Origin of the sequence: Colwellia hornerae, assembly GCF_007954355.1 — a bacterium.
GTDB lineage: Bacteria > Pseudomonadota > Gammaproteobacteria > Enterobacterales > Alteromonadaceae > Colwellia_A > Colwellia_A hornerae.
The window spans coordinates 26,606-51,454 of sequence record NZ_VOLR01000016.1 but is presented as its reverse complement, the minus strand read 5'-3'; the positions used below and the strand labels follow the sequence as shown (position 1 = coordinate 51,454).

The following is a 24,849-nucleotide window of genomic DNA, read 5'->3' as shown; positions in this document are numbered from 1 at the left end:
GTAGTTTTAGCACTTATTTAAATTTATAGTTAGTGGAGAAGACCATGGCGTGGAATGAACCGGGGAACAATGATAAAGACCCCTGGAAAAAGAAAGATGATAAGAATCAAGGCCCACCAGATTTAGACGATTTACTAAAAGATATTGGTAATAAGTTTGGCGGTATTTTTGGCGGAAAATCATCAAAAGGTGGTAGCAAGAAAGGCGCATCGAATGTTGGTATCGCTATTGCGCTAATTGTGGGTATTCTTGTCTATGCATTTAGTGGTTTCTATACCATTAAAGAAGCTGAGAAAGGCATCGTATTACGCTTTGGGCAATATGATGGCACAGTTGAACCAGGTTTACGCTGGAAATGGACATTTGCCGAACGTATTATTCCAGTAGATATGCAAACAACCCGCGACTTACCTGCCTCTGGTTTTATGTTAACCAAAGATGAGAACGTAGTACGTGTTGAAATGCAGATACAGTATCGTGTTGTTGATGCCCGTGATTATATTTTCAGTGTTACTAATGCCGACGACAGTTTAAGCCAGTCACTAGACAGTGCTTTACGCTTCGTTATTGGTGACTCTAGAATGGATGATATTTTAACAAGTGGCCGTGAGAAAGTGCGTCAAGATGTCTGGAAAGAGTTAGATGACATTATTGCCCCGTATAATCTTGGTTTAATTGTTGTCGATGTCAACTTTAAAGATGCTCGTCCTCCTGAAGAAGTCAAAGATGCTTTTGATGATGCTATTTCAGCACAAGAAGATGAAGTACGTTTTTTACGTGAAGCAGAAGCCTATGCCCGTGGTATTGAACCAAGAGCACGTGGCCGAGTGAAACGTATGGAACAAGAAGCCATCGCCTATAAACAACAAACGGTATTAGATGCCGAAGGTGAAGTTGCTAAATTCAACAAATTACTTCCAGAATACCTTGCTGCTCCAGAGGTTACTCGCCAGCGTATGTATTTATCAACAATGGAAAGTGTTTACGCGAATACCAGTAAGGTTATGGTTGACGTTGAAGGTGGTAATAACATGATGTATTTACCATTAGATAAAATGATGCAAAATCAGTCTTCGGGTCAACGTACTTTGCCTGAGAGTCAATCTCGAGCCAATCAATCGATTAATACCCAAAGTACTGCGCCTGATTTATCAGGTCGCGCAGACAGATTTAACGAAGGGAGAAATTAAGCAATGAAAAACTTTATTATTGCCCTAATTGTATTATTCTCAGTATTAACCGTCTCTTCTGTTTTCATTGTTTTTGAAGGACAACGTGGTATCGTTTTTCAGTTTACAAAAATTAAACGTGATGCTAATTCAGGTGAAATGATTGTTTATGAACCTGGCTTGCACTTTAAAATACCATTTATTAACAACGTTCGCAGACTTGATGCTCGTATTCAAACACTTGATGAAGCACCTGATCGTTTTGTAACATCTGAGAAAAAAGATTTAATGGTCGACTCATTTGTTAAGTGGCGTATTGTTGACTTTTCAACATTCTACTTACGTACCTCTGGTTCAGTAGAGAATGCTCGCGCGTTATTGAAGCAAAAAGTAAATAATGGCTTACGTACTGAGTTTGGTACGCGAACCATTAAAGAAATTGTTTCTGGTGACCGTGACGGCATTATGGCTAAGGCGCTAGCAAGTGCCTCAAGTAGTCGTGAAGACTTAGGTATCGAAGTTATTGATGTACGTATTAAAGCGATTAATTTACCCGCTGAAGTCAGTGCATCTATCTACGACCGTATGCGAGCAGAGCGTACAGCCGTAGCAAAAGAGCATCGTTCTAAAGGTCAAGAGCAAGCGGAAATTATCCGTGCTACGATAGATGCTAAGGTAACCGTCATGTTAGCGACGGCACAAAAAGAAGCACAAGAAATGCGTGGTGAAGGCGATGCATTAGCCGCTAAAGTTTATGCTGATTCATACGGACAAGATCCTGAGTTTTTCAGTTTTTACCGTAGTCTTGAAGCGTATGAAAAAAGTTTTAGTAGTAAAAGTGATATCTTGGTGGTTAAACCCGACAGTGATTTCTTTAACTACTTAAAAGAAGGCGCTAAAATTAAAAAGTAAACTACTTTTTGATAAAAAAGCCATGACTTGTCATGGCTTTTTCGTATCTGCTAGTTAAATATAGATGTGATTGAGGAGATACAACATGATAGAAACACTGATAACGGCATTCGCTTTGGTACTGATTACTGATGGACTCATTCCTGCACTTTTCCCAAATAAGTGGCGCGACACTATGGAAACGTTAGCGCAACAATTTTTTGATAAAAAAGCCATGACTTGTCATGGCTTTTTCGTATCTGCTAGTTAAATATAGATGTGATTGAGGAGATATAACATGATAGAAACACTGATAACGGCATTCGCTTTGGTACTGATTATTGAGGGGCTAATGCCTGCACTTTTTCCCAACAAGTGGCGTGATACTGTCAAAAAATTAGCGCAACAATCAAGCTTATCCATTCGTAATATTGGCATTAGCTTACTCGTAGTAGGCACATTTATTTTATGGTTACTCAGTTATTAGACTAAAGAATGTGATAAAAGTTTTTCATAACCCCTTTAGTTAATTGAATATTTTAAAATTGCATTAAAAATCATCATTTATTACTTGGACTACTATTTGATTTTTGATAAAATCCCCGCCTAATTTTTTATCGAAATTGAAAACATGGGCAAAAACGTCGTAGTTCTAGGCACCCAATGGGGTGACGAAGGTAAGGGTAAGATTGTTGATTTACTCACAGATAAAGCTAAGTACGTAGTACGTTATCAAGGAGGCCATAATGCAGGTCATACTTTGGTAATAGACGGTGAAAAAACCGTACTTCATTTAATTCCATCGGGCGTATTACGTGACAATGTGAAATGTTTAATCGGTAACGGTGTAGTTTTATGCCCGAAAGCCTTGATGACAGAAATCGCAATGTTAGAAGCCAAAGGCGTTCCTGTACGTGAACGTTTACTTATTAGTGACGCTTGTCCGTTAATTCTTCCTTATCATAATGCTCTAGATGCTGCGCGCGAAATCGCTCGTGGTAATAAGCCTATTGGTACGACAGGACGTGGTATTGGTCCAGCTTACGAAGACAAAGTTGCTCGTCGTGGTTTACGTGTTGGCGATTTAGTTTGTGCAGAGTCATTTGCGATTAAATTAAAAGAAATTGTTGATTACCATAATTTCTCTTTAGAGCATTACTACAAAGTTGCACCGGTTTGTTATGAAACTGTGCTTGCTGATGCTTTATCAGTTCGTGACGTTATCCTTAAAATGGTTGCTGATGTAGCTGAAATTCTTGATCAAGCCCGTAAAAACGGTGAGTCAATTATGTTTGAAGGTGCACAAGGTACTTTACTTGATATTGATCACGGTACTTACCCTTATGTAACTTCTTCAAACACTACTGCAGGTGGCGTTGCTACCGGTTGTGGTTTTGGACCTCGCCATTTAGATTATATTTTAGGTATTACTAAAGCATACACGACACGTGTTGGCTCTGGTCCTTTCCCGACAGAATTAGATGACGAAGTCGGTGAACATTTAGGTACTGTAGGCCATGAATTTGGCGCGACTACTGGACGTGAACGTCGCTGTGGTTGGTTTGACGCGGTTGCTATGCACCGTGCCATTCAAGTTAACAGCGTAACAGGCTTTTGTTTAACTAAACTTGATGTTTTAGATGGTTTAAAAACCCTTAAAATATGTACAGGTTACCGCACTGAAGCTGGCGATATTATTACTGTACCGCCTACAGCTGCTGAAGGTTATGACAGAATTACCCCTGTTTATGAAGAAATGCCTGGTTGGTCTGAAGTTACTGTTGGCGCAACTTCTCGTGACGCTTTACCTGCTAATGCGATCGCTTATATTAAGCGTATTGAAGAATTAACAGGTGTACCGGTTGATATTATTTCAACAGGTCCAGATCGTAATGAAACCATTATTTTAGTAAATCCGTTTGCTGAGTAATTATAGCGAATACTTTTTTCTAAAATAACACTGATTAAACCACCTCTTAGGTGGTTTTTTTTATCAAAAATAAATGATTTAAATGACTGTTATTGAATATAAATGCAAAGCAAATTAATTAATTCAAAAAGTCCTAGTGGTGACATCGATGAAAATTTAGCATTAACAGCATAAATTTACCGGTAAGTTCCTTACTGTGCATTGAAAAAAAGAAAAGTGGCCAACTAAACTTACCAAGTCAGTGAAGTTTATAAAAGGCACTGACAAATGAGATGAATAGATTAAGCTATATAGCGAATATTTAGTTTTATGATGTGCAATACAAAAGGGCTAAGGGTATGTTTGTTATAGCTTCTAGCACTTTTTTATATAAGAATAACGTTGGAACAAAATGTAAGATTACAATAGTATATAGCCGTTACACTGATAGTGCACTCTGCGGGCTGCACCTTGATTGATAACGACTATACATAACGATGCTGTATATAAAAAAAATAAAACGCGAAAAATGGCATATAAAATACAATTAATTTACCTAACGCATAGGATTCATCATGACTGATTTTCGCCAACAAGCACTTGATTACCATCAATTCCCAACACCTGGAAAAATAAGTGTTGAATTAACCACGGCCGCTGAAACTAGCCTTGACTTAGCACTCGCCTATAGCCCAGGTGTTGCTGAACCAGTTCGCGCCATTGCAGCAAATCCAGATGACGTTTACAAATATACTGGCAAAGGTAACACTGTTGCTGTTATTACCAATGGTACCGCTATTTTAGGTTTAGGCAATCTAGGTGGTATGGCGGCTAAGCCGGTAATGGAAGGTAAAGCATTATTATTTAAGCGCTTTGCGGGTATCAATTCATTCGATATCGAAGTAAAACATAAAACAGTTGAAGAATTCGTTAATACGGTAGCAAATATTGCTGACAGTTTTGGTGGAATTAACTTAGAAGATATTAAAGCCCCAGAGTGTTTTGCTATCGAAAAAGCACTTATTGAACGTTGTAAAATACCGGTATTTCACGATGACCAACACGGTACAGCTATTGTTACCGCTGCCGGGATGATCAATGCCTTGGAAATCCAAGGTAAGAATATTAAAGACGCCAACATTATTTGTCTTGGCGCAGGCGCAGCAGCGATTGCATGTATGGAACTATTAATCAAATGTGGCGCTCAGCGCGAAAGAATCTACATGCTTGATACTAAAGGTGTGATTCATACCCGACGTGATGATCTTAATGAATATAAGCGTATGTTTGCTAATAATACCGATAAACGTACCCTTGAAGATGTTATCGATGGCGCAGATGTATTTGTTGGTGTTTCTGGTCCCAATTTGCTTTCTGCTGAGCATGTAAAATTGATGGCGCCGAATCCAATTATCTTTGCTTGTTCAAACCCTGATCCGGAAATTAAGCCTTCATTAGCACTTGCTGTTCGTGATGATCTTATTATTGCTACAGGTCGCTCTGATTACCCTAACCAAGTCAATAATGTCTTATGTTTTCCTTTTATTTTTCGTGGCGCTTTAGATGTTCGCGCTAGAACTATTAACGATGAGATGAAAATTGCCGCTGTTCATGCCATTCGTGAATTAGCTAAGGAACCTGTTTTACAAGAAGTACTAGACGCTAGTGGTGAGGAAAGTTTGACCTTCGGTAAAGAATATATTATTCCTAAGCCGATGGATCCTCGCTTGTGTGGCCGAGTAGCACTTGCCGTTGCTAAAGCGGCGGTTGAGTCTGGAGTGGCGGCCTTAGCATTACCTGAAAACTATATGGCATAATCAGTAGCACTGATTAACAATGTTGTAAAAGGAGAGCGCGACTCTCCTTTTTATATTCAGGACGAATGGTATGTCACGGTGCCATGGATGGCAAAGAGTGACGATATTCAGGACGAATGGTATGTCACGGTGCCATGGATGGCAAAGAGTGACGATATTCAGGACGAATGGTGATGTCAGCTCCAAGGCATCAATACCTTCGCTGAATTAGTTCGTCTTGTACGCCTTATGTTTTAGACAAACCATTATTACCTACATCCTTGTAGGCCCTGTCACCGATGACAAGGAGTGACAATATTGAGTAGGACGAATAACAATGAAAACATCAACAAAAGCCGTTTTACTCTCAGCACTTGTTTACCCGGGCATTGGCCAACTGGTTTATCACGCCTACCGACGTGCTATGTTGTTTATTTTAATTTTTTCTGTGACGGTATATTGGTATCTTAAAGAAGTGATGACTCAATATCAGCCACTTATTGATAAAGTAAAATCAGGTGAAGTTGCGCTTAACAGCCAAGCACTGAGCGCTGAAATGTCAAAAAACCCCATAATTCTTGACCCCGTATTAGTGAACACACTTACCTATACGCTCCTCATTTGCTGGCTACTGGCTATTGTAGATGCTTATCGTATTGGCATAAAAAAAGACGCCAGAGCGTCTTTTTAAGTAAGAATATAACCAAGAATAACTACTCGTCTTCAATTTCAAACTGACTGAAGTCGGTAATACCTTTTGCTATTAATGCGTCACGCACACTCTTAGGTAGCACCTCTGTATTGTCTTTTGTTAAATCGCCATCATCAGGAAGAGGCTGTCCGGTAAAAGCATGCAGAAAAGCTTCACATAACAATTCACTGTTTGTTGCATGGCGAAGGTTATTAACTTGTCGACGAGTGCGTTCATCAGTTAATACTTTTAGTACCCGCAACGGGATTGATACCGTGATTTTTTTAACTTGCTCACTTTTTTTACCATGTTCGGCGTATGGTTTTATATAATCGCCATTCCATTTTGCCATCTAATTACCTTTGTTTAGCTAAATTACATTTTATAAGTTAGATTTTACTGGTTGTTGGCGTTGAGTCAATAACGAATGTGTAGAAGTTTAGAAGTCTAAAGTTCTTGACCGACAAAAGTAAAGCGTTTAGAGTTATAGACGTCCAAACATCCATTTGATTTTACTGCCCGATTGGAGCAAAAAATGACAAGCAAAAAACCAGCAACCTTAGCTGTTAGAGCCGGCATTAATAGTGATGAACATCACGGTGCAGTTGTTCCTGCCATTCATTTATCGAGTACTTATGCTTTAAAAGGCTTCAAGAATAAGCGCCAATTCGATTATTCAAGAACAGGCAATCCTACTCGCAGCACCTTTGCCCAAGCTATCGCTGATCTAGAACAGGGTGCTGTTGGCATTGTTACCAGCACGGGCATGGCAGCAGTGCATTTAATCTGTCAATTATTAACGAGCAAAGATACTGTTATTATTCCACATGATTGTTATGGGGGAAGTTATCGTTTATTTACCCACTTAGCAAAACGTGGCCTATTTACTGTGCTTGTTGTTGATCAAAATGATGAGCAAGCTTTAGCGCAAGCGCTTCAGCAAAAGCCAAAATTAGTACTGGTTGAATCACCCAGTAACCCATTATTACGGTTAGTTGATATAAAAAAGGTCACTCAAGCAAGTCATGCTGTTGGGGCTTTAGTGGCGGTCGATAATACTTTTCTTTCACCGCTTTTACAGCAACCGCTATTATTAGGCGCTGATATTGTTTTTCACTCGACAACTAAATATATTAATGGTCATAGTGATGTTGTCGGCGGGGTGTTAGTGACCAAAGAAAAAGAGCTGGGTGAAGAGCTAGCGTGGTGGGCGAACTGTATTGGTATTACAGGTTCACCTTTCGACAGCTATCTGGCTTTACGCGGTTTAAAAACCTTACCATTGCGGATGAAGCAGCATCAAGAAAATGCTAATGCTGTCGCAAAATATTTACAAAATCATGCGGCAATAAACGCGGTATATTTTCCAGGTTTAATCGACCACCCAGGTCACGAAATTGCTAAGCGCCAGCAAAAAGATTTTGGCGCTATGATGAGTTTTGAAATAAAAGGGGGGGTTGAAGCGGTTAAAGTGTTGTTTGACAACTTATCACTTTTTACCTTGGCACAATCATTAGGTGGCGTCGAAAGTTTAATTAGTCACCCATCAACGATGACCCATGCTGGCATGGAAATCGAAGCACAAATAGCAGCAGGTATCACTCAATCTTTAATCAGAATTTCTGTTGGCATTGAGGATGTTAGTGATATTATCAATGACTTAGAGCAAGCTTTGTTGGCAAGCCAAATTTAAAGTTGTAGACTATTTTTAGTAGAAGCATTAATGAGTTAATCATGACACAGTCAAATTCAGTAGAACAATTATCATCAGGGAAGAATCAACTAGCAAAACATGCCATTCATGTACATAAATTTGGTGGTAGCAGCCTAGCAACCACTCAGTGTATTGAACGGGTTGTAGATATTATTCGTCAAAATTGCCAGTTAAATGATTTAGTTGTTGTTTCGGCCAATGGAAATACTACGGATGACTTATTTACTGTTTATAATCTCGCGATTGAAAAAAGTGATGGTCTCTTATTGGCTATCGAGACCTTAGAAAAGTCACAAAGTGCATTAATTGGTGAGTTATTGAACCCTAGCAGTGCAGCACGCCTCATTGACGTTTTGGCTGAGGATATAAGGCAATTAACGGCTTGGTTAACTGAGCAGCCAAGCCAATACCATGCTGATATGCTGGCCTTTGGTGAACTGTGGTCGGCGCGCTTATTATCAGCGGTGTTGAGTGAAAAAGTTTGTCCAAGCTATGCTATTGATGCGCGTGATTTTTTGGTTATTAATAATGATAAAGACTGTGCGGTCGACAACCAGCAAAGTAGTCAAAAATTTCAGCAAAATTTACAAAAAGGAAAGTTGGCGGTTATTACTGGCTATATCACTAAAAACGCTCAAGGTGAAACCTGTACTTTAGGGCGTAATGGCAGTGATTATTCAGCAACCATTATTGCATCGCTGTCGGGCGCGTTGAATGTTACGTTGTGGACTGATGTCGATGGTATTTATAGTGCCGACCCTCGCATTGTGCCCCTTGCCCGTAAATTACACCGTTTACCTAATGGTGTCGCGAAAGAGTTGGGGCGCTTAGGTAACCCGGTTCTGCATGCGAAAACATTACAACCGCTCACTAATCACAGCACACATCTCCATGTAGCAAGTAGCTTTGACCCTGAAATATCAGGTACAGAGATAGGCAAATTTGGTCAAATTGCCAAACAGGAGTTGTCGGTTACCTCGCTCAATGATTTGTTACTGGTAAAATCGACCAGTTTAGCCGGTTCATTTGGCGAACAAGCCAGCAATGAGTTTTCGGCGATATGCAGTGATATTCAACAGGGCTTTATTGTCATTCACCAAGCCCAACAAAAGTTGGTCAGTCAATGGCTGGCAAGTCATGATACGCAAGTGTCATTCACACCGGTGTCGATTATAGCGATTGTTGGCCATAGTGTGGTTAATCAAGGTAATATTCAAGCGCGTTTTAAACGGGCGCTTAAACATACTCATGTACTGCATGTGGTGAACTCATTAAGTGAGCATAGTATTATTGCGGTTCTTCAGCAGAGTTGTACCGGAGAGTTACTTAATAATATTCACTATGATATGACCAAAGATGCTCGACACATAGGTGTTGTTGTTTCAGGGCTTGGCAATATAGGTCAACGATTTTTAGCCTTGCTACCGGCACAACTTAATCGAATCTCTGTGCTCGAGAATGTTCATTTAGTTGGGTTAGTGACCTCTAAAAAAGCACTGCTTAATACCGATGGTATCGATGTTAACCAAGCGATGTCGCTCTACGAGCGAGATGCTAAGCCTTGTGATAATACCTTATTAATGTCGTGGTTAACGAATCACCCTTATGATGAATTAATTGTTGTTGATATTACTCCTAGCGAACATTTTAGTGATTTATACAATGAGTTCTTTAAAGAAGGCATTCATGTTATTGGTGCTAATAAATGGGCGGCTTCTGCGAGTACCCATCGTTATAATGAATTAGTGTTAACCGCGGCTGAAAATAAAAGCGTATGGCTAGGAAGTACCACCGTTGGCGCTGGTTTGCCTATTAATTTTGCCATTAACGATTTACTTAAAAGTGGTGACAAAATAACGGAAATATCAGGAATTTTTTCAGGTACGCTTTCTTGGTTATTTGAAACCTACGACGGTAGTGTCCCGTTTTCAACCTTGTTATTGAATGCGTTGTCACAAGGTATTACTGAACCCGATCCTCGAGAAGATCTATCAGGACGAGACGTACAACGAAAATTACTGATATTAGCGCGCATGGCGGGCTTTGAATTGTCACTTGATGATATTGAGTGCGAAAATTTAGTACCAGAATCCTTACAAGCATTATCAACCACAGAATTTTTAGCAAAGTCAGCAGACTTAGATAATTACTTTGCTGAACAACTCGCTGTAGCATCGGCAAAGCAAGCGTGTATTCGTTATATTGCAAAATTCGTGGTTAACGAAAAAGGTCAATTGAGCGCGAAGGTTTACCTTGCCGCGCTTGCCAAGAATGATCCCTTTGCATCTTTGACGCCGGGCGATAATATCTTTCTAATAAAGAGCCATTGGTATCAAGATAACCCCCTTATTATTCGCGGTCCAGGCGCTGGCCGTGATGTGACAGCAGGTGGCTTACACGCAGATTTGGTGACTATTTGTCAGCAACTTGCCGGTAAAAAACATCAAGTTAAAATCAAAGGCTTAAATTAATATAACTTAGCTAAAATGATCCCCACTCAACAAGGATTTGGCGTGGGCTAAGTGACGATAACTAAACCTGTAGCTTGTGTTTTTTCTAAAACGAGAGCAATAAATACTTGTCTGTTATCGCAATATTAACTAGCATTTAGATAATAAAAAATTTAGCTACTTAGAGCACACACCATGTTGTATTTAAATGGAAATTAAAACCTATACTGATACCTATTTTACCAGCCAAGTCAAAAGCCTGCTAACAAGAATTTATGGTCGCAGCCAATTAAACGATTCCGTACTTGAACGTGCGGTTGAATACTACGAAAAACAACCTTTTATTCAGCACAAGCTAGATGAACTAAAGAAAAATATTGAAAAAATAAGTGCACAAACAGCCACAGATAAAGCTAAAAAGTTACTCCTAAGACTACAGCGTGAACAACGTAATTATCACAATGAGCTACGCTTTGAACGCAATGACCGCCATCACCATTTATATAACATTTGTGAAGAGATCATCAAATTGTCTGAGGGCGATTGCTTTGAAGAAAGTAATCGCAAATCTGCTCAGCTTTTAGGCACTATACAATTAGTGAGTCCTACCCAAGGACGTAAAATTGCTTTAACCAACGAGCAGCATAAACCGCTTTATAAAAGCGTGTTGTGCTTACGTTTACTCGACCGACTATGCATGGATAAACATATTGTTGAGCCTTATATTAAGGATGCTTTGGCGGATACTAACGCAGAACAATATCAAAGTTTGGCTGAAGATAACCCCGAGGTCTATCAAGCCTTTGTTGAGAATATCAAAGTGCCACTGGTTATGGCGGCGCTATTGCAAGATATCGGCAATAACCACCCAGCATCTTTAGCTATTTTGTATGGTGTAGATTATCAACAAAACCCCCACCGAACTTTACCTATTGAAGAACGAAAGGCACTCTTACAAATTAATTACCGAGAAACAGTGAAATACCTTATTGATGGTATTGGTGCTGCTATGTATATCGGCAACTCAAAAAAAGACCGCGATAAGCACAATGATCTTGAGCATAAAAAATTATTATTTATTAAGCATTTATTAAAAAGTGCGGTTAATCCAAAGGAAGGCATTGGTAACCTACTAAAAGTACCACAAATTTATAGTTCTATTATCTTGTCGACAAAAGACAGCTATAACTACAAATTGTTACCAAAAGTTTATCAGGTCTTGAATCAAAACGCAGAGCGTGGCGCTTGTAGTCAAAGGGTTGTTAATGCACTGACAAAGATCACCGGGCATTTTCCTCAGGGTTATGGTGTAACCTATATCCCGTATGATCAAGATATTAACGATCGCTATGAATATGCCATCGTTAGCCAGCTTTACCCTGATCATGCTGATCAGCCTATTTGCCGAACAGCGACAAGAAACTTAGCTTTTATAAGTTATGGACAAGTGATCGCGATTAAAAAATCCGCTAATTTATATTTTACTAAAACAGCTAAAAGTTTTTCTACTATCACAAAAGAGCGCCTTCATGAAATATTAGAGCTGTTAGTGTCAAACTCTCATGAACGAAAACAACTAGACCTACTTCCTCGCTGTTGGCAGCCAGGAGAATTTTTCACCATCAATATCAACCAAAAGTTATGGAACAAGGGGAAATAACGTTAAAGCCTGCTAAATTTAATTAGGTTGCTAGCGCTTTCTTTATTAGCCATAAAAACGCCACCCTAAATATTACCCTGTTATTAAAAGCCAGAAGCGCTCTTTTCAGTAAATATTAATCAAAAACTGTCGAATAAAGCTAAATAACCATAAAGCTTTTTCACTGTCTGTTAAGTTCAGGTAAAATAACGGTTCACTACTTTGCATAACTTTGGAATATCTCGTGAGCGATCAAGAAAAAAGACTCAATAAATTTATCAGTGAATCAGGTTATTGCTCGCGTCGAGCTGCTGATAAGTTGATTGAAGAAAGTCGAGTTACCATCAATGGTAAAACCCCTGAGTTAGGTACTAAAGTACAAGCGGGTGATGTGGTTTTTGTTGATGGAAAGCAAATTGGTGCTATGCCTGCGAATAAATCAGACCGGGTTTATATTGCCTATAACAAGCCAGTGGGCATTACCTGTACGACCGAGTTACATGTCAGAGGTAATATTATTGATGCTATTGGTCATCAACAGAGAATCTTTCCGATAGGGCGCTTAGACAAGCCTTCAGAAGGTTTAATCTTCCTGACCAGCGATGGTGATATCGTCAATAAAATTTTGCGCGCTGAAAATGCCCACGACAAAGAATATATTGTTACCGTTGATAAACCTATCAGCGAGCGCTTTATCCAACGAATGTCAAAAGGAGTGCCTATACTGGGTACGATAACGAAACCTTGTCTTGTGAAAGTAGAGGGGAAATTTGTTTTTCGTATTATCCTCACCCAAGGCTTAAATCGTCAAATTCGTCGGATGTGTGAATATTTAGATTACGAAGTTTTACAACTTAAACGTTCGCGTATTATGAGTGTCGAGCTTGGTGATTTACGACCCGGACAATGGCGAGACTTATCGGTAGCGGAAATGGTTGAAATAAATGCCGCGGTCGCCACGTCAACGAAAACAGCTTTACCAAAAGAAGCCGAGGAAATAGGTGACCCATGGGCAACGGTCATTGCAGTAACTGATATAGAAAATGATGTTAAAAAATAAAGCTCGATAATGTTACCCACGAATGACGCTTGATTTTAAGACAATAAAAAAGGACGCCGAAGCGTCCTTTTTTTATTTTTGTACTTTAATGCTTACTATTTTCTAGCGGCATCTTTAGCTACTTTAGCGGCTTTAACTTCAGCGATAACAACTTCTGCTACGTTGTTAGGACAAGGCATGTAGTGAGAGAATTCCATTGAGAATTGACCACGACCTGATGTCATTGTACGTAACGTTCCGATGTAACCGAACATTTCTGAAAGTGGTACGTCAGCTTTAATACGAACACCAGAAACACCCGCGTCTTGACCACCGATCATGCCACGACGACGGTTTAAATCACCAATAACATCACCAACGTGATCATCAGGCGTAAACACATCAACTTTCATGATAGGTTCGATTAACTGAGCACCAGCTTTTGGAATTGACTGACGGAAAGCACCACGAGCAGCGAGTTCAAATGCAACAGCAGATGAATCGACCGCATGGAAACCACCATCGTATAATTCAATTTCAACGTCAAGTACAGGGAAACCAGCAAGAACACCAGTATCCATCATGCCTTTGAAGCCTTTCTCGATAGCCGGGAAGAATTCTTTAGGAACATTACCACCAACAACAACAGAGCTGAATACGAAACCAGAACCAGGTTCGCCGGGCTTGATACGGTAATCAATTTTACCGAACTGACCAGAACCACCAGATTGTTTCTTATGTGTGTAAGAATCTTCAATTGCCGTGGTGATTGTTTCACGGTAGGCAACTTGTGGCTTACCAACTTCTAATTCAACACCGTAGGTACGCTTTAGAATATCTACTTTGATATCTAAGTGAAGCTCACCCATACCAGATAAAATTGTTTCACCTGAATCGATATCAGTTTCAACTTTAAAAGTAGGATCTTCTGCAACCATTTTACCGATAGCAAGACCCATTTTCTCAGTTGAACCTTTATCTTTTGGTGTTACAGAGATTGAAATTACCGGCTTAGGGAAGACCATAGCTTCTAGGACGATAGGGTGTTTAGGATCACATAATGTGTGACCTGTCTGAACATTACCTTTCATACCAACAATCGCGATGATATCACCAGCTTGTGCTGAGTTAAGTTCGTTACGGTCATCAGCTTGCATTTCACACATACGTCCAACACGCTCAGTTTTTCCTGTAGCAGCATTAAGAATCGTATCGCCTTTCTTCAATGTACCTGAGTAGATACGTACGAAAGTTAATGTACCAAAACGGTCATCAGTGATTTTGAATGCTAACGCTTTGAATGTTTCATCTGCAGAAACGATTGCAAACTCACCATTAGGCACACCTTCTTCATCAGTAAGTGGCTGAGGGTTAACATCAGTAGGTGAAGGCAAGTAATCAACAACAGCATCAAGAATTAATTGAATACCTTTGTTTTTAAATGCAGATGCGCCGTAAGTTGGGAAGAAAGTCATATCACGAGTACCAGTACGGATACACGCTTTGATTTGTTCTGTAGTAGGAACCATTTCCCCTTCTAAGAACTCCATCAACATATCTTCGTCAACTTCTAAAGCTGTTTCAATTAACTTAACACGGTATTCAGCAGCTTTTTCTACCATGTCAGCTGGAATATCAGTAATTTCATAGTTTTCTGGAAGACCAGTGTCATCCCAGATGTAAGCTTTTTCGCTAAGAAGATCAACAACACCAACAAAATCATCTTCTTCACCAATAGGTAAAGTCATAATAAGTGGCGTAGCACCTAGAACGTTTTTAACTTGCGTACAAACGCGGTAGAAATCAGCGCCTAAACGGTCAAGTTTGTTAATCATGATAATACGAGCAACTTTTGAGTCGTTCGCGTAACGCCAGTTAGTTTCTGATTGTGGTTCAACACCACCAGAACCACAGAAAACACCGATACCACCATCAAGTACTTTAAGTGAACGGTAAACTTCAACGGTGAAATCAACGTGACCAGGAGTATCGATGACATTAAAACGGTGATCGTTCCAAAAACAGCTTACCGCAGCAGACTGGATGGTAATACCGCGCTCAGCTTCTTGTTCCATGAAGTCAGTGGTAGATTCACCATCATGTACTTCACCAGTTTTATGGATCTGACCGGTTAATTTAAGGATACGTTCAGTTGTTGTGGTTTTACCAGCATCAACGTGAGCGAAGATACCAATATTTCTATATTTAGATAAATCTGCCATTACTTTACTCTATTTAAGTCGCTACTAAAAAAGCGGAATTGTTGAAAATTTGCGCGCGAGTATACCATTAGTAAGTTCAAACAAAAATAAAAAATGAAAATTAATTAATAACAGTGATAAAAAATTGGGGTGTTCTGATAGTATTTTAGCGTTAATTTATGGCATCAATTAACGAATTATCGCGAGTTGTCGACACTCATATACTTAACTAGGTTGTTTGATAAGGTGTGATAGCTGTTTTTAATGATAGCTTAGCAAAGATAATTGCGACCTTTTATATGACTCAATTGTTATACTTATTAAGACAGCTAAAAAGGCATCAGTTTTGACGAAATGGAATGACACATTGGTTGATAGCATGAAGCGCGGAGAGCAAGCCGCATTAAAGCAATGCTACCTTCAGTTATCGCCGATTATTTTTACGGCCATCTTAAGTATTTGTAAAAACCGCCATGATGCTAACGATCTATTACAAGATACCTTTGTAGATGCCTTTGACAATTTAGCTGCTTTTCATCAACAGGTGCCATTTATTGCTTGGCTAAAAAGAATAGCCTTTAATAATACCTTTAATTTTTTAAAAAAAAGTAAACGCTTAACGATTGGTACTGACCATTTACCCGAAGCGGTATCTATGAAAAATAGTATTGAGAGCGACTATGAGAACCGCAATTTATTACTTTACTTGTTCGAGCGTTTGTCCGAAATGGAGTGCTTAATTATGTGGCTATATATAGCAGAGCAATATAAACATAGTGAAATAGCGGAAGTGCTCGGTAAAACGTCAAATTATTCTAAATCTGTCGTTGCGCGTTGTTTACAAAAGTTAAGAGCCAATGCAGAGGTAAAAAAATATGTTGATTCGTAAACTAAATGGTGATGACTTAACTGAGCAAACGCGTGAGCTTGATTTATATTTAACCCTTGATTCGGTCCGTAAAGATATAACTGCACTGCAACAGTCGGCAGATGAAATAGCGCGAGAAACACCCGATGTACTCAATTGGCAGAAAATTAATCATCGTTTAGCCGCTTCAACTCATCGAACAAGGCGGCAGGGTAAATTCACCAATATCTTTATAGAGACAAAACCGTTACTCGCTATGGTTGCGTCGCTGTCATTTTTATTTATAGGAGGCTTGAGTTGGTATAACTATCAATTACAACAACAGTTAGTTATGGCATTAAAAACAAACCAAAGCATGGAATTACAACTCGCTGAATATAGCCAACTAAAAGTAAACCCATACTATCTATTGCAAGAAATCACTGCAGTCGAAGCTAAGCTGCTTAACGAACCATCTTTAAAAGTTAAAGTAGCGATATTAAAACACAGGAGTGCATTAATGCAACAAGTGCTCGAGTATCAACAAGGAGGTAATGATGAGTTTAGTATTTAAGACCTTATTCACTAATAAGTATAGCGGTGTGTTATTAGTGCTGCTTTTATCAAAGCCCTTATTAGCCGCAACGCCACACACTAATGAATGTGCAACGTTAGCGCTGACCGCTAATAATCAACAAAATCAGGCGATAACCTATCAGCTGTTGTCACATAACAATAGTGCGATTGATAACAACGCCTATCTAGATAATAGCTACCAAGCAGTATTTATCGCGCCAGGACAACATAGCTTAAAAGTCAGGATTTGGCGCGCAGCCGATTATCTTAATTATCAAAAGGACCAGGATGTAAATAAACAGCAGGCATTGATTAAAAAAGCTATTGAACATCAGCTATTGATAACAGTGGTTGCCGATACTCACTATCAACTGTTACCGATAAATGAGCAGGATGCAACGGTATTCGTCTTAGAAAAAAATCTGCAAAAATGTCAACTCGACAATAGCAGCATGTTAGTTGCTAAGCATCAGCCATTAACAACCCAAATGATAAATTCGGTGTCTTTACCCGGTGATCTTACGTTACGTTTATATGATTTAATGGGAAAATTAGCGCTTGAAAATTCATCAAGTATCAAGGGTTCAGTCGCAACAAGTAATATAGTGCCGCTTAGATTAATGGGGGGGTTTGGCCTGATATTTGACCAAGGTAATGATAGCAACAATAATACGATGAAAGTATTAACGGTACATCCATTCTCCGTCGCCCATACCTTAAAGTTAGCCAGTGGCGATGTCATTGTTAAAGTAAATAATAAAAGCGAGTTAACGGTAAAAGCTTCACCCAATCAAAAGTTTCAACACTACGTTAATCGTTTAGCTATTGGTGAGGTTATAGAAATTACCGTTCGACGAGATAATGAAGAACTGCTATTAAAAGGCAACTATCAGCCAAAAATATTGCCTGAAAGCCACTATCAAATAAATGGTATTGCCAGTGTCGACTCATTCGATGATAAGCGTTGTGCATCGTTAAATCGATACTTTACCGGGATAAAAGGCTATAAGATAATTAGCCACAATGGTCAGTCACTCAGTGAACTTTATGGAAATTCAGCTCCAGCAAGGTTAAGCCTGTCGCCAGGCGTTCATCGTTTTCAAGCGGTATTTTCTCCTCGGCCGTCTAGTGCTATTAATAGTCGCTATAGTCGCACCAATGATATTGCCCCAAGAATATCGGGCGGCAGCCGAGTGGGTGAAGCGGGTATTAAAGGCTTAATGCTTGCCAGGACAGGATCAATTAACGGTTGGTTTAATGACTCAACTGAAAGCAGTTCTTCCAGAAATAACCGCACAACAACAGGCGATTTTGTTTTAGAGCCAAGCACGGGAAGGCCATTACTGAATGTTACCCTTAATATTGAACAGGCTAAGCAATATAAATTAATGGTAGTACAGCAGTTTACTGAGCCTAATAGGTCATTCTATCAGATTACGTCAACAGGCAAGTCAACTGATCTTGATTGTGACGAAGTCGTATTACCCGCAATTTTACCACCGTTATTAACAGCACAATCCTTAATTAATCATCGGTCATTAACTCGAACACTTCAGTTTGAGTTAGATCAATTGTTGTTAGCCGTGACATCTTATTATCAGGGCAGGGGTATTAATGAAGGTATTGTTGATATTTACCGTGAGAAAAAACTGGATAACAAGTATGGTCTTATTGGTAAAATGACTGACTATCAAGCAGGTTATGCCTTGTTAGTTAAACAAGTTAGTAGTAATAGCATGGCAAGTCGGGCAGGTTTGTTGGTAGGCGATAAGATATTGGCTTTGAACAACAGCACTTTTATTGATGACAAGCCAAGAGAGTTTTTAGCGGGCATAGCAAAGCTCAAAGCAGACGAAGTGTATACATTACTTATTTTAAGAGAAAACAAACAACGTGAGCTTGTTGCGGCATATCAGGAAAAAGATTTTCCTGCTTTCTACTTATCAGTAGATATGAGCTCTGTTGGACAAGCCCAACAGGCTTTGGACCGTATACACAGTTCAAACTAAACTGAAAATAGGCTTAGCAGTGTGTACTAAAAAAAAGATAAGCAATTAACAGTCAATAACGGAGACAACTGATGAATAAATTTACAATTATAACCGCATTATCATTAATACTTGCTGGATGTAGCGCTTATCAAATCAAAGCCGATGTTGATGAAGGTAAATTTCGCTTTGTTAACTTTGAAAAAGAAAGGGGTAAGCAATTTGAGTATATCCATCTTATGTGTCTGTATAAAAGGCCGATTGAATGGAATTTGCCCAGACAGTATCAAGCAGGCAATCATCAATTATGGGTAAAAGCGCAAATTTATCAAAATGGCATGAGAAATAGTGAAAAGAATGCCTTCGTTAAATTTGATATCAGCTTAGATGCAGGCTTGAGTTATAAATTGAATCGCTCCTTTGAGGATAATAAAATTTCAATTTGGATCGAAGAGGAAAAATCAAAAAATATTGTTTCAGAAATTATCACTACTGAACTAATCAAACCTTTGTTTGTTGAAAAGTCATTGAGAACCCAGCAATGCGAGACAGGTACAATTTAGGCTGATGTCCAGTATGACGGTGCTTTAATGATAAAAAACATTTAAGCTTGATAAATATTACCACTTATGTATAATACGCATCCGCACATCGCTCACGCTTTGTGCGGATTTTTACCTTAGCCTTTACGGTTAAGGCTTACAGCAGCTCCGATATGGAGTTGAATGTTATTAGCGATACACCCCCCTTTTACATATAAAAGGTGATGGGATGTATTTTGTTGTTCTTTAAAATGGGGATTTGTCTTAATGTCAAATCAAAGAATTCGCATTCGTTTGAAAGCGTTCGATCATCGTTTGATTGATCAATCAACAGCTGAAATCGTAGATACTGCTAAACGTACTGGCGCTCAGGTTCGTGGTCCAATTCCACTTCCTACTCGCAAGGAACGTTTCACTATCTTGACTTCACCACACGTTAACAAAGATGCGCGAGATCAGTACGAAATTCGTACTCACAAACGTATGATTGATATCGTAGAGCCAACTGAGAAGACTGTAGACGCATTAATGCGTTTAGATCTTGCAGCTGGCGTTGACGTTCAAATCAGCTTGGGTTAAGGGGTTTTAACAATGACTATTGGTCTAGTTGGACGTAAAGTAGGCATGACTCGTATCTTCACTGAAGATGGCGTTTCAACACCTGTAACCGTTCTAGAAGTTGAAGCCAACCGTATTTCTCAAGTGAAAACTTTAGAAACTGACGGTTACTCGGCGCTTCAAGTTACAACAGGTAGCCGCAGGGCTAGCCGTGTTACAAAACCAGCAGCTGGGCATTTCGCTAAAGCTGGCGTTCAAGCAGGCCGTGGCCTGTGGGAATTCCGCTTAAATGAAAATGAAGGCGAAGGTTTTGAATTGGGCGGTGATATCACTGTTTCAATTTTTAATGACACTAAATTAGTAGACGTAACCGGTACATCTAAAGGTAAAGGCTTCCAAGGCGGTATTAAACGCTGGAACTTTACAATGCAAGATGCTACTCATGGTAACTCTGTCTCTCACCGTTCAAACGGTTCGTTAGGTCAGTGTCAAACACCAGGTCGCGTTTTCAAAGGCAAAAAAATGTCTGGTCACATGGGTTCTGTGCGCTGTACTACACAAAACCTTGAATTGGTTCGCGTTGACGCAGAACGTAACTTGCTCCTTATTAAAGGTGCGGTTCCGGGTGCTATCAACGGTAACGTAATCATCAAACCAGCTGTTAAAGCTTAGTCCAGGAGATTCGTGATGGAATTATCATTAAAAGACGCTGCAGGTGCTCTTGAAGTTTCTGAAGCAACTTTTGGACTTGAGTTTAACGAAGCATTAGTACATCAGGTAGTAGTTGCATATGCAGCTGGCGCTCGTCAAGGTACTCGTGCTCAAAAGACTCGTTCAGAAGTAAGTGGCGGTGGTGCAAAACCTTGGCGTCAAAAAGGTACTGGCCGTGCTCGTGCTGGTACTAGCCGTGGTCCAATTTGGCGTTCTGGTGGTGTAACATTCGCTGCTAAACCTCAAGACCACAGCCAAAAAGTAAACCGTAAAATGTACCGTGGTGCGATCAAAAGCATCTTATCTGAGTTGATCCGTCAAGATCGCTTAGTAGTGGTAGAAAACTTTACTGTTGAAACACCAAAAACTAAAGAATTAGTAGCTAAACTAAACGGCTTGGAGTTAAAAGATGTATTAATCATCACTCCAGAAGTTGATGAGAACTTGTTCTTATCAGCACGCAACTTGTACAAAGTTGACGTTCGTGACGTAGACGGTATTGACCCAGTTAGCTTGGTTGGTTTCGAAAAAGTTTTGATGACTGCTACTGCAGTTAAACAACTTGAGGAGATGTTAGGATGATAAGCGAAGAACGTTTGTTAAAAGTGCTTTTAGCACCGAACATTTCTGAGAAAAGCACTATGGCTTCTGAAGCAAACAACACTGTTGTTTTCAAAGTTGTTACTACTGCTACTAAAGCTGAAATCAAAGCTGCTGTTGAGAAACTTTTTGAAGTTTCAGTAGACGGTGTTCGCACATTAAATGTTAAAGGTAAAGTGAAACGTACTGGTGCTCGTTTTGGTCGCAGAAGCGACTGGAAAAAAGCATACGTTACTCTTGCTGAAGGCAGCGACATCGACTTCGTCGGCGCGGAATCATAGGAGTTTACGAAAATGGCTATAGTTAAATGTAAACCTACTTCTCCGGGTCGTCGCCACTTAGTTAAAGTGGTAAACACGGAGTTGCATAAAGGTAAGCCTTACGCACCATTACTAGACACTAAGTCTAAGTCTGGTGGTCGTAATAATAACGGTCGTATTACGGTTCGTCATATTGGTGGTGGTCACAAACAACATTACCGCATGGTCGATTTTAAACGTAATAAAGATGGCATCCCTGCAAAAGTTGAACGTTTGGAATATGATCCAAACCGTTCTGCTAATATTGCACTTGTATTATATGCCGATGGTGAACGTCGTTACATCTTAGCCCCTAAAGGCTTAAGCGCTGGAGATACAATCCAGTCAGGTGTTGACGCTCCAATCAAAGCGGGTAATACAATGGCATTACGCAACACACCATTAGGTAGTGTTGTGCATGCAATCGAACTTAAACCAGGTAAAGGTGCTCAAATTGCACGTGCTGCTGGTACTTACGCTCAACTAGTTGCTAAAGACGGTGCATATGTCACTTTACGTCTTCGCTCTGGCGAAATGCGTAAAATTGAGTCTGACTGTCGTGCTACTTTAGGTGAAATCGGCAATTCTGAACACATGCTTCGCTCTTTGGGTAAAGCTGGTGCTTCAAGATGGCGCGGTGTTCGCCCAACTGTTCGTGGTGTTGCCATGAACCCAGTTGATCACCCACACGGTGGTGGTGAAGGCAAAACGTCTGGCGGTCGTCACCCGGTATCCCCTTGGGGCGTACCAACTAAGGGTTACAAGACTCGTTCAAACAAACGTACTGATAAATTTATCGTGCGTCGTCGTACTAAATAGTACATTTAATTAATACTCTGATTGTTTGAACTTGGTTTACTTCGGTAAAGTTAAGTTCAACATGAAGGGTAAATAAAGAGGATTCACCATGCCACGTTCTCTCAAGAAAGGTCCATTTATAGACCTACACTTGCTGACGAAGGTAGAGAAAGCTCTGGAAAGCGGGAATAAAAAGCCAATTAAGACTTGGTCCCGTCGTTCAATGATCATCCCAACGATGATCGGATTGACCATAGCTGTCCATAATGGCCGTCAACACGTACCTGTATTTGTAACTGATGAAATGATCGGTCACAAATTAGGAGAATTTGCACCAACTCGTACTTATCGCGGTCATATCGCTGATAAGAAAGCGAAGAAATAGGGGAAATTGAATGGAAGCTATCGCTATACATAAATTTGCCCGTGGTTCTGCTCAGAAAGCACGTTTAGTTGTGGATCAAATCCGCGGCTTACATGTAGAGAAAGCACTTGAAATTTTAACTTTCAGCAACAAGTCAGCTGCTGAATTAGTTAAAAAAGTACTTAACTCTGCAATTGCTAACGCTGAACATAACGAAGGTGCAGACATTGATGAACTTATCGTAAAAACTATTACAGTTGACGATGGTCCGACAATGAAACGTATTCGACCTCGTGCAAAAGGCCGCGCGGATCGTATAATTAAGCGCACAAGTCACATTACTGTGATCGTGTCTGATTCTTAGGAGTATATTAGTATGGGTCAAAAAGTTCATCCTAACGGTATTCGCTTAGGTATCACGAAACCTTTCGCGTCTACGTGGTTTGCAAGTAACAAAGACTTCGCTGAAAATTTACGCGGTGACCATTTGGTTCGCGAATATTTGAAAGAGAAGCTTGTTCGTGCATCATTATCAAAAGTAGTTATTGAGCGTCCAGCTAAATCTATCCGCGTAACAATTCATACGGCTCGTCCGGGTGTTGTTATCGGTAAGAAAGGCGAAGATGTTGAGAAACTACGCTTAGCTGTTTCTAAAATTGCTGGTGTTCCTGCTCAAATCAACATCGCTGAAGTACGTAAGCCAGAAATGGATGCGCAGCTTGTTGCCGACAGCATTGCTAGTCAATTAGAACGTCGTGTGATGTTTCGTCGCGCTATGAAACGTGCTGTACAAAATGCTATGCGTCTAGGCGCAAAGGGTATTAAAGTACAAGTAAGTGGTCGTTTAGGCGGTGCAGATATTGCACGTGCTGAATGGTATCGTGAAGGTCGTGTACCACTACACACTTTACGTGCTGACATCGATTACGCTATTGCACGCGGTAACACAACTTATGGTGTTATTGGTATCAAAGTGTGGATCTTTAAAGGTGAAATCATTGGTAACATGCCTCTACAGGCAGAAGTACCAGCGGCTAAACCTAAAAGAAAAAACAACCGCAAGCCTAAGTAGGAGCTAAGTAATGTTACAACCAAAACGTACTAAATTCCGTAAGCAATTTAAAATGCGCAACCGTGGTCTTGCACACGTCGGTAGCTCAGTTAGCTTCGGTACTTTCGGTTTAAAATCAATGGAACGTGGTCGTATGACTGCGCGTCAGATTGAAGCGGCACGTCGAGCAATGACTCGTCACGTAAAGCGTCAAGGTAAAATCTGGATACGTGTATTCCCTGATAAGCCAATTACTAAAAAGCCTCTTGAGGTTCGTATGGGTAAAGGTAAAGGTTCAGTGGAATATTGGGTATGCCAAATTCTACCTGGCCGTGTTCTTTATGAAATGGAAGGTGTATCGGAAGAAATCGCACGCGAAGCATTTGCTTTAGCAGCGGCTAAACTTCCGTTCAAAACATCTTTCGTAACTAGAACGGTGATGTAATGAAAGCTAGTGAATTAAAAGATAAAAGCATTGAAGAGCTAAATACTGAAATGCTTGCATTATTGCGCGAACAGTTTAACTATCGCATGCAAGCAAGCACAGGACAATTAGCACAAACTCATTTGCTAAGAACGGTACGTCGCAATATTGCACGTGTAAAGACTATCATAACTGAAAAGGCAGGTAAGTAATGAGCGAAGCTAAAATCCGCACACTACAAGGTCGTGTTGTCAGTGATAAAATGAATAAGTCTATCACTGTATTAATAGAACGTCGTGTTAAGCACCCTATGTATGGTAAGTACCTTACGCGTTCAACTAAGTTGAAAGCGCATGATGAGACAAACCAATGTAACGAAGGTGATGTAGTAACAATTCGTGAAGTTGCACCAATTTCAAAGTCTAAAAACTGGACTTTAGTTGACGTAATTACTAAAGCATAATTTACTTTTAGTAAATTTGTTTTAACGAACGTGTTAAATAAAAACCCTATCACACTGTGATAGGGTTTTTTTTGCTTAAAATATTGACTACCACTGATCGCTTAATGACGAGATAAAAAGGGTGTTACC

General features: G+C 39.8%; 28 protein-coding genes. 26 read left to right on the top strand and 2 right to left on the bottom strand.

Annotated features, from left to right (window positions below; all coding sequences use genetic code 11):
* Positions 1 to 44 precede the first annotated feature (44 nt).
* The 7 genes from hflK (at position 45) to ESZ26_RS12275 (ending at position 6,456) form a co-directional block, all read left to right on the top strand.
* Positions 45 to 1,190 (top strand): FtsH protease activity modulator HflK, encoded by a 1,146-nt coding sequence (gene hflK / locus ESZ26_RS12305; RefSeq protein WP_146799792.1) that lies wholly within the window; start codon positions 45 to 47, stop codon positions 1,188 to 1,190.
* Between the two features lie 3 nt (positions 1,191 to 1,193).
* Positions 1,194 to 2,081: a protease modulator HflC gene (hflC, locus tag ESZ26_RS12300; RefSeq protein ID WP_070375093.1), complete on the top strand. Its 888-nt coding sequence runs from the start codon at positions 1,194 to 1,196 to the stop codon at positions 2,079 to 2,081.
* A gap of 85 nt (positions 2,082 to 2,166) precedes the next feature.
* The gene (locus tag ESZ26_RS12295; RefSeq protein ID WP_146799791.1) at positions 2,167 to 2,331 is read left to right on the top strand and encodes a DUF2065 domain-containing protein; all 165 of its coding nucleotides are present in this window, start codon (positions 2,167 to 2,169) and stop codon (positions 2,329 to 2,331) included.
* A 27-nt stretch (positions 2,332 to 2,358) separates the two neighbouring features.
* Positions 2,359 to 2,547 (top strand): DUF2065 domain-containing protein, encoded by a 189-nt coding sequence (locus ESZ26_RS12290; protein ID WP_146799790.1) that lies wholly within the window; start codon positions 2,359 to 2,361, stop codon positions 2,545 to 2,547.
* A gap of 144 nt (positions 2,548 to 2,691) precedes the next feature.
* On the top strand, positions 2,692 to 3,990 hold the full coding sequence (locus ESZ26_RS12285) for an adenylosuccinate synthase (RefSeq protein WP_146799789.1): 1,299 nt from the start codon (positions 2,692 to 2,694) through the stop codon (positions 3,988 to 3,990).
* 554 nt (positions 3,991 to 4,544) lie between these two features.
* Positions 4,545 to 5,786: a malic enzyme-like NAD(P)-binding protein gene (locus ESZ26_RS12280; protein ID WP_146799788.1), complete on the top strand. Its 1,242-nt coding sequence runs from the start codon at positions 4,545 to 4,547 to the stop codon at positions 5,784 to 5,786.
* Between the two features lie 316 nt (positions 5,787 to 6,102).
* Positions 6,103 to 6,456, top strand: coding sequence for a hypothetical protein (locus ESZ26_RS12275; RefSeq protein ID WP_146799787.1), 354 nt, complete (start codon positions 6,103 to 6,105; stop codon positions 6,454 to 6,456).
* A gap of 22 nt (positions 6,457 to 6,478) precedes the next feature.
* On the opposite strand, the gene metJ is transcribed toward ESZ26_RS12275, so the two are convergent.
* The gene (gene metJ, locus ESZ26_RS12270) at positions 6,479 to 6,808 is read right to left on the bottom strand and encodes a met regulon transcriptional regulator MetJ (protein WP_146799786.1); all 330 of its coding nucleotides are present in this window, start codon (positions 6,806 to 6,808) and stop codon (positions 6,479 to 6,481) included.
* A 183-nt stretch (positions 6,809 to 6,991) separates the two neighbouring features.
* Here metJ and metB point away from each other — a divergent pair, with 183 nt between their 5' ends.
* From metB to rluF, 4 genes are all read left to right on the top strand, one after another.
* Positions 6,992 to 8,149, top strand: coding sequence for a cystathionine gamma-synthase (metB, locus tag ESZ26_RS12265; RefSeq protein ID WP_146799785.1), 1,158 nt, complete (start codon positions 6,992 to 6,994; stop codon positions 8,147 to 8,149).
* Between the two features lie 41 nt (positions 8,150 to 8,190).
* Positions 8,191 to 10,641: a bifunctional aspartate kinase/homoserine dehydrogenase II gene (metL, locus tag ESZ26_RS12260; protein ID WP_146799784.1), complete on the top strand. Its 2,451-nt coding sequence runs from the start codon at positions 8,191 to 8,193 to the stop codon at positions 10,639 to 10,641.
* A gap of 187 nt (positions 10,642 to 10,828) precedes the next feature.
* Entirely contained in the window at positions 10,829 to 12,280 is a 1,452-nt protein-coding gene (locus tag ESZ26_RS12255; RefSeq protein ID WP_146799783.1) for a hypothetical protein, read from the top strand.
* Between the two features lie 223 nt (positions 12,281 to 12,503).
* Entirely contained in the window at positions 12,504 to 13,319 is an 816-nt protein-coding gene (gene rluF, locus ESZ26_RS12250) for a 23S rRNA pseudouridine(2604) synthase RluF (RefSeq protein WP_146799782.1), read from the top strand.
* Positions 13,320 to 13,414: 95 nt separating this feature from the next.
* Here the strand turns inward: rluF and fusA are convergent, their stop codons facing one another.
* The gene (gene fusA, locus ESZ26_RS12245; protein ID WP_146799781.1) at positions 13,415 to 15,520 is read right to left on the bottom strand and encodes an elongation factor G; all 2,106 of its coding nucleotides are present in this window, start codon (positions 15,518 to 15,520) and stop codon (positions 13,415 to 13,417) included.
* Between the two features lie 325 nt (positions 15,521 to 15,845).
* Here fusA and ESZ26_RS12240 point away from each other — a divergent pair, with 325 nt between their 5' ends.
* From ESZ26_RS12240 to rpsQ, 15 genes are all read left to right on the top strand, one after another.
* Complete coding sequence (locus tag ESZ26_RS12240) at positions 15,846 to 16,388, top strand: RNA polymerase sigma factor (RefSeq protein ID WP_146799780.1); 543 nt, start codon at positions 15,846 to 15,848, stop codon at positions 16,386 to 16,388.
* A complete protein-coding gene (locus ESZ26_RS12235) occupies positions 16,375 to 16,920 on the top strand; it encodes a hypothetical protein (RefSeq protein WP_146799779.1) in 546 nt (181 codons plus the stop codon). The genes ESZ26_RS12240 and ESZ26_RS12235 overlap by 14 nt, the downstream gene beginning before the upstream one ends.
* Entirely contained in the window at positions 16,904 to 18,931 is a 2,028-nt protein-coding gene (locus ESZ26_RS12230; protein WP_146799778.1) for a PDZ domain-containing protein, read from the top strand. The genes ESZ26_RS12235 and ESZ26_RS12230 overlap by 17 nt, the downstream gene beginning before the upstream one ends.
* A gap of 71 nt (positions 18,932 to 19,002) precedes the next feature.
* Entirely contained in the window at positions 19,003 to 19,473 is a 471-nt protein-coding gene (locus ESZ26_RS12225; RefSeq protein ID WP_146799777.1) for a hypothetical protein, read from the top strand.
* Positions 19,474 to 19,719: 246 nt separating this feature from the next.
* Positions 19,720 to 20,031, top strand: a complete 312-nt coding sequence (gene rpsJ / locus ESZ26_RS12220; RefSeq protein WP_070375080.1) for a 30S ribosomal protein S10 — start codon at positions 19,720 to 19,722, stop codon at positions 20,029 to 20,031.
* A gap of 12 nt (positions 20,032 to 20,043) precedes the next feature.
* Complete coding sequence (rplC, locus tag ESZ26_RS12215) at positions 20,044 to 20,682, top strand: 50S ribosomal protein L3 (protein ID WP_146799776.1); 639 nt, start codon at positions 20,044 to 20,046, stop codon at positions 20,680 to 20,682.
* A gap of 15 nt (positions 20,683 to 20,697) precedes the next feature.
* The gene (rplD, locus tag ESZ26_RS12210; RefSeq protein WP_146799775.1) at positions 20,698 to 21,303 is read left to right on the top strand and encodes a 50S ribosomal protein L4; all 606 of its coding nucleotides are present in this window, start codon (positions 20,698 to 20,700) and stop codon (positions 21,301 to 21,303) included.
* Positions 21,300 to 21,602: a 50S ribosomal protein L23 gene (rplW, locus tag ESZ26_RS12205; protein ID WP_070375077.1), complete on the top strand. Its 303-nt coding sequence runs from the start codon at positions 21,300 to 21,302 to the stop codon at positions 21,600 to 21,602. Before rplD ends, rplW begins: the two co-directional genes overlap by 4 nt.
* A 12-nt stretch (positions 21,603 to 21,614) precedes the next feature.
* Positions 21,615 to 22,439, top strand: coding sequence for a 50S ribosomal protein L2 (gene rplB, locus ESZ26_RS12200; RefSeq protein ID WP_146799774.1), 825 nt, complete (start codon positions 21,615 to 21,617; stop codon positions 22,437 to 22,439).
* A gap of 88 nt (positions 22,440 to 22,527) precedes the next feature.
* Positions 22,528 to 22,803 carry a 30S ribosomal protein S19 gene (rpsS, locus tag ESZ26_RS12195; protein ID WP_070375075.1) on the top strand — a complete coding sequence of 92 codons (276 nt, stop codon included), beginning with the start codon at positions 22,528 to 22,530 and terminating at the stop codon, positions 22,801 to 22,803.
* A 10-nt stretch (positions 22,804 to 22,813) separates the two neighbouring features.
* Complete coding sequence (rplV, locus tag ESZ26_RS12190; protein ID WP_070375074.1) at positions 22,814 to 23,146, top strand: 50S ribosomal protein L22; 333 nt, start codon at positions 22,814 to 22,816, stop codon at positions 23,144 to 23,146.
* Between the two features lie 12 nt (positions 23,147 to 23,158).
* Positions 23,159 to 23,854, top strand: a complete 696-nt coding sequence (rpsC, locus tag ESZ26_RS12185) for a 30S ribosomal protein S3 (protein ID WP_070375073.1) — start codon at positions 23,159 to 23,161, stop codon at positions 23,852 to 23,854.
* Between the two features lie 10 nt (positions 23,855 to 23,864).
* Positions 23,865 to 24,278: a 50S ribosomal protein L16 gene (gene rplP, locus ESZ26_RS12180; RefSeq protein WP_070375072.1), complete on the top strand. Its 414-nt coding sequence runs from the start codon at positions 23,865 to 23,867 to the stop codon at positions 24,276 to 24,278.
* Entirely contained in the window at positions 24,278 to 24,469 is a 192-nt protein-coding gene (gene rpmC, locus ESZ26_RS12175; RefSeq protein ID WP_070375071.1) for a 50S ribosomal protein L29, read from the top strand. The genes rplP and rpmC overlap by 1 nt, the downstream gene beginning before the upstream one ends.
* Positions 24,469 to 24,720 carry a 30S ribosomal protein S17 gene (rpsQ, locus tag ESZ26_RS12170; protein WP_146799773.1) on the top strand — a complete coding sequence of 84 codons (252 nt, stop codon included), beginning with the start codon at positions 24,469 to 24,471 and terminating at the stop codon, positions 24,718 to 24,720. Before rpmC ends, rpsQ begins: the two co-directional genes overlap by 1 nt.
* Positions 24,721 to 24,849 lie beyond the last annotated feature (129 nt).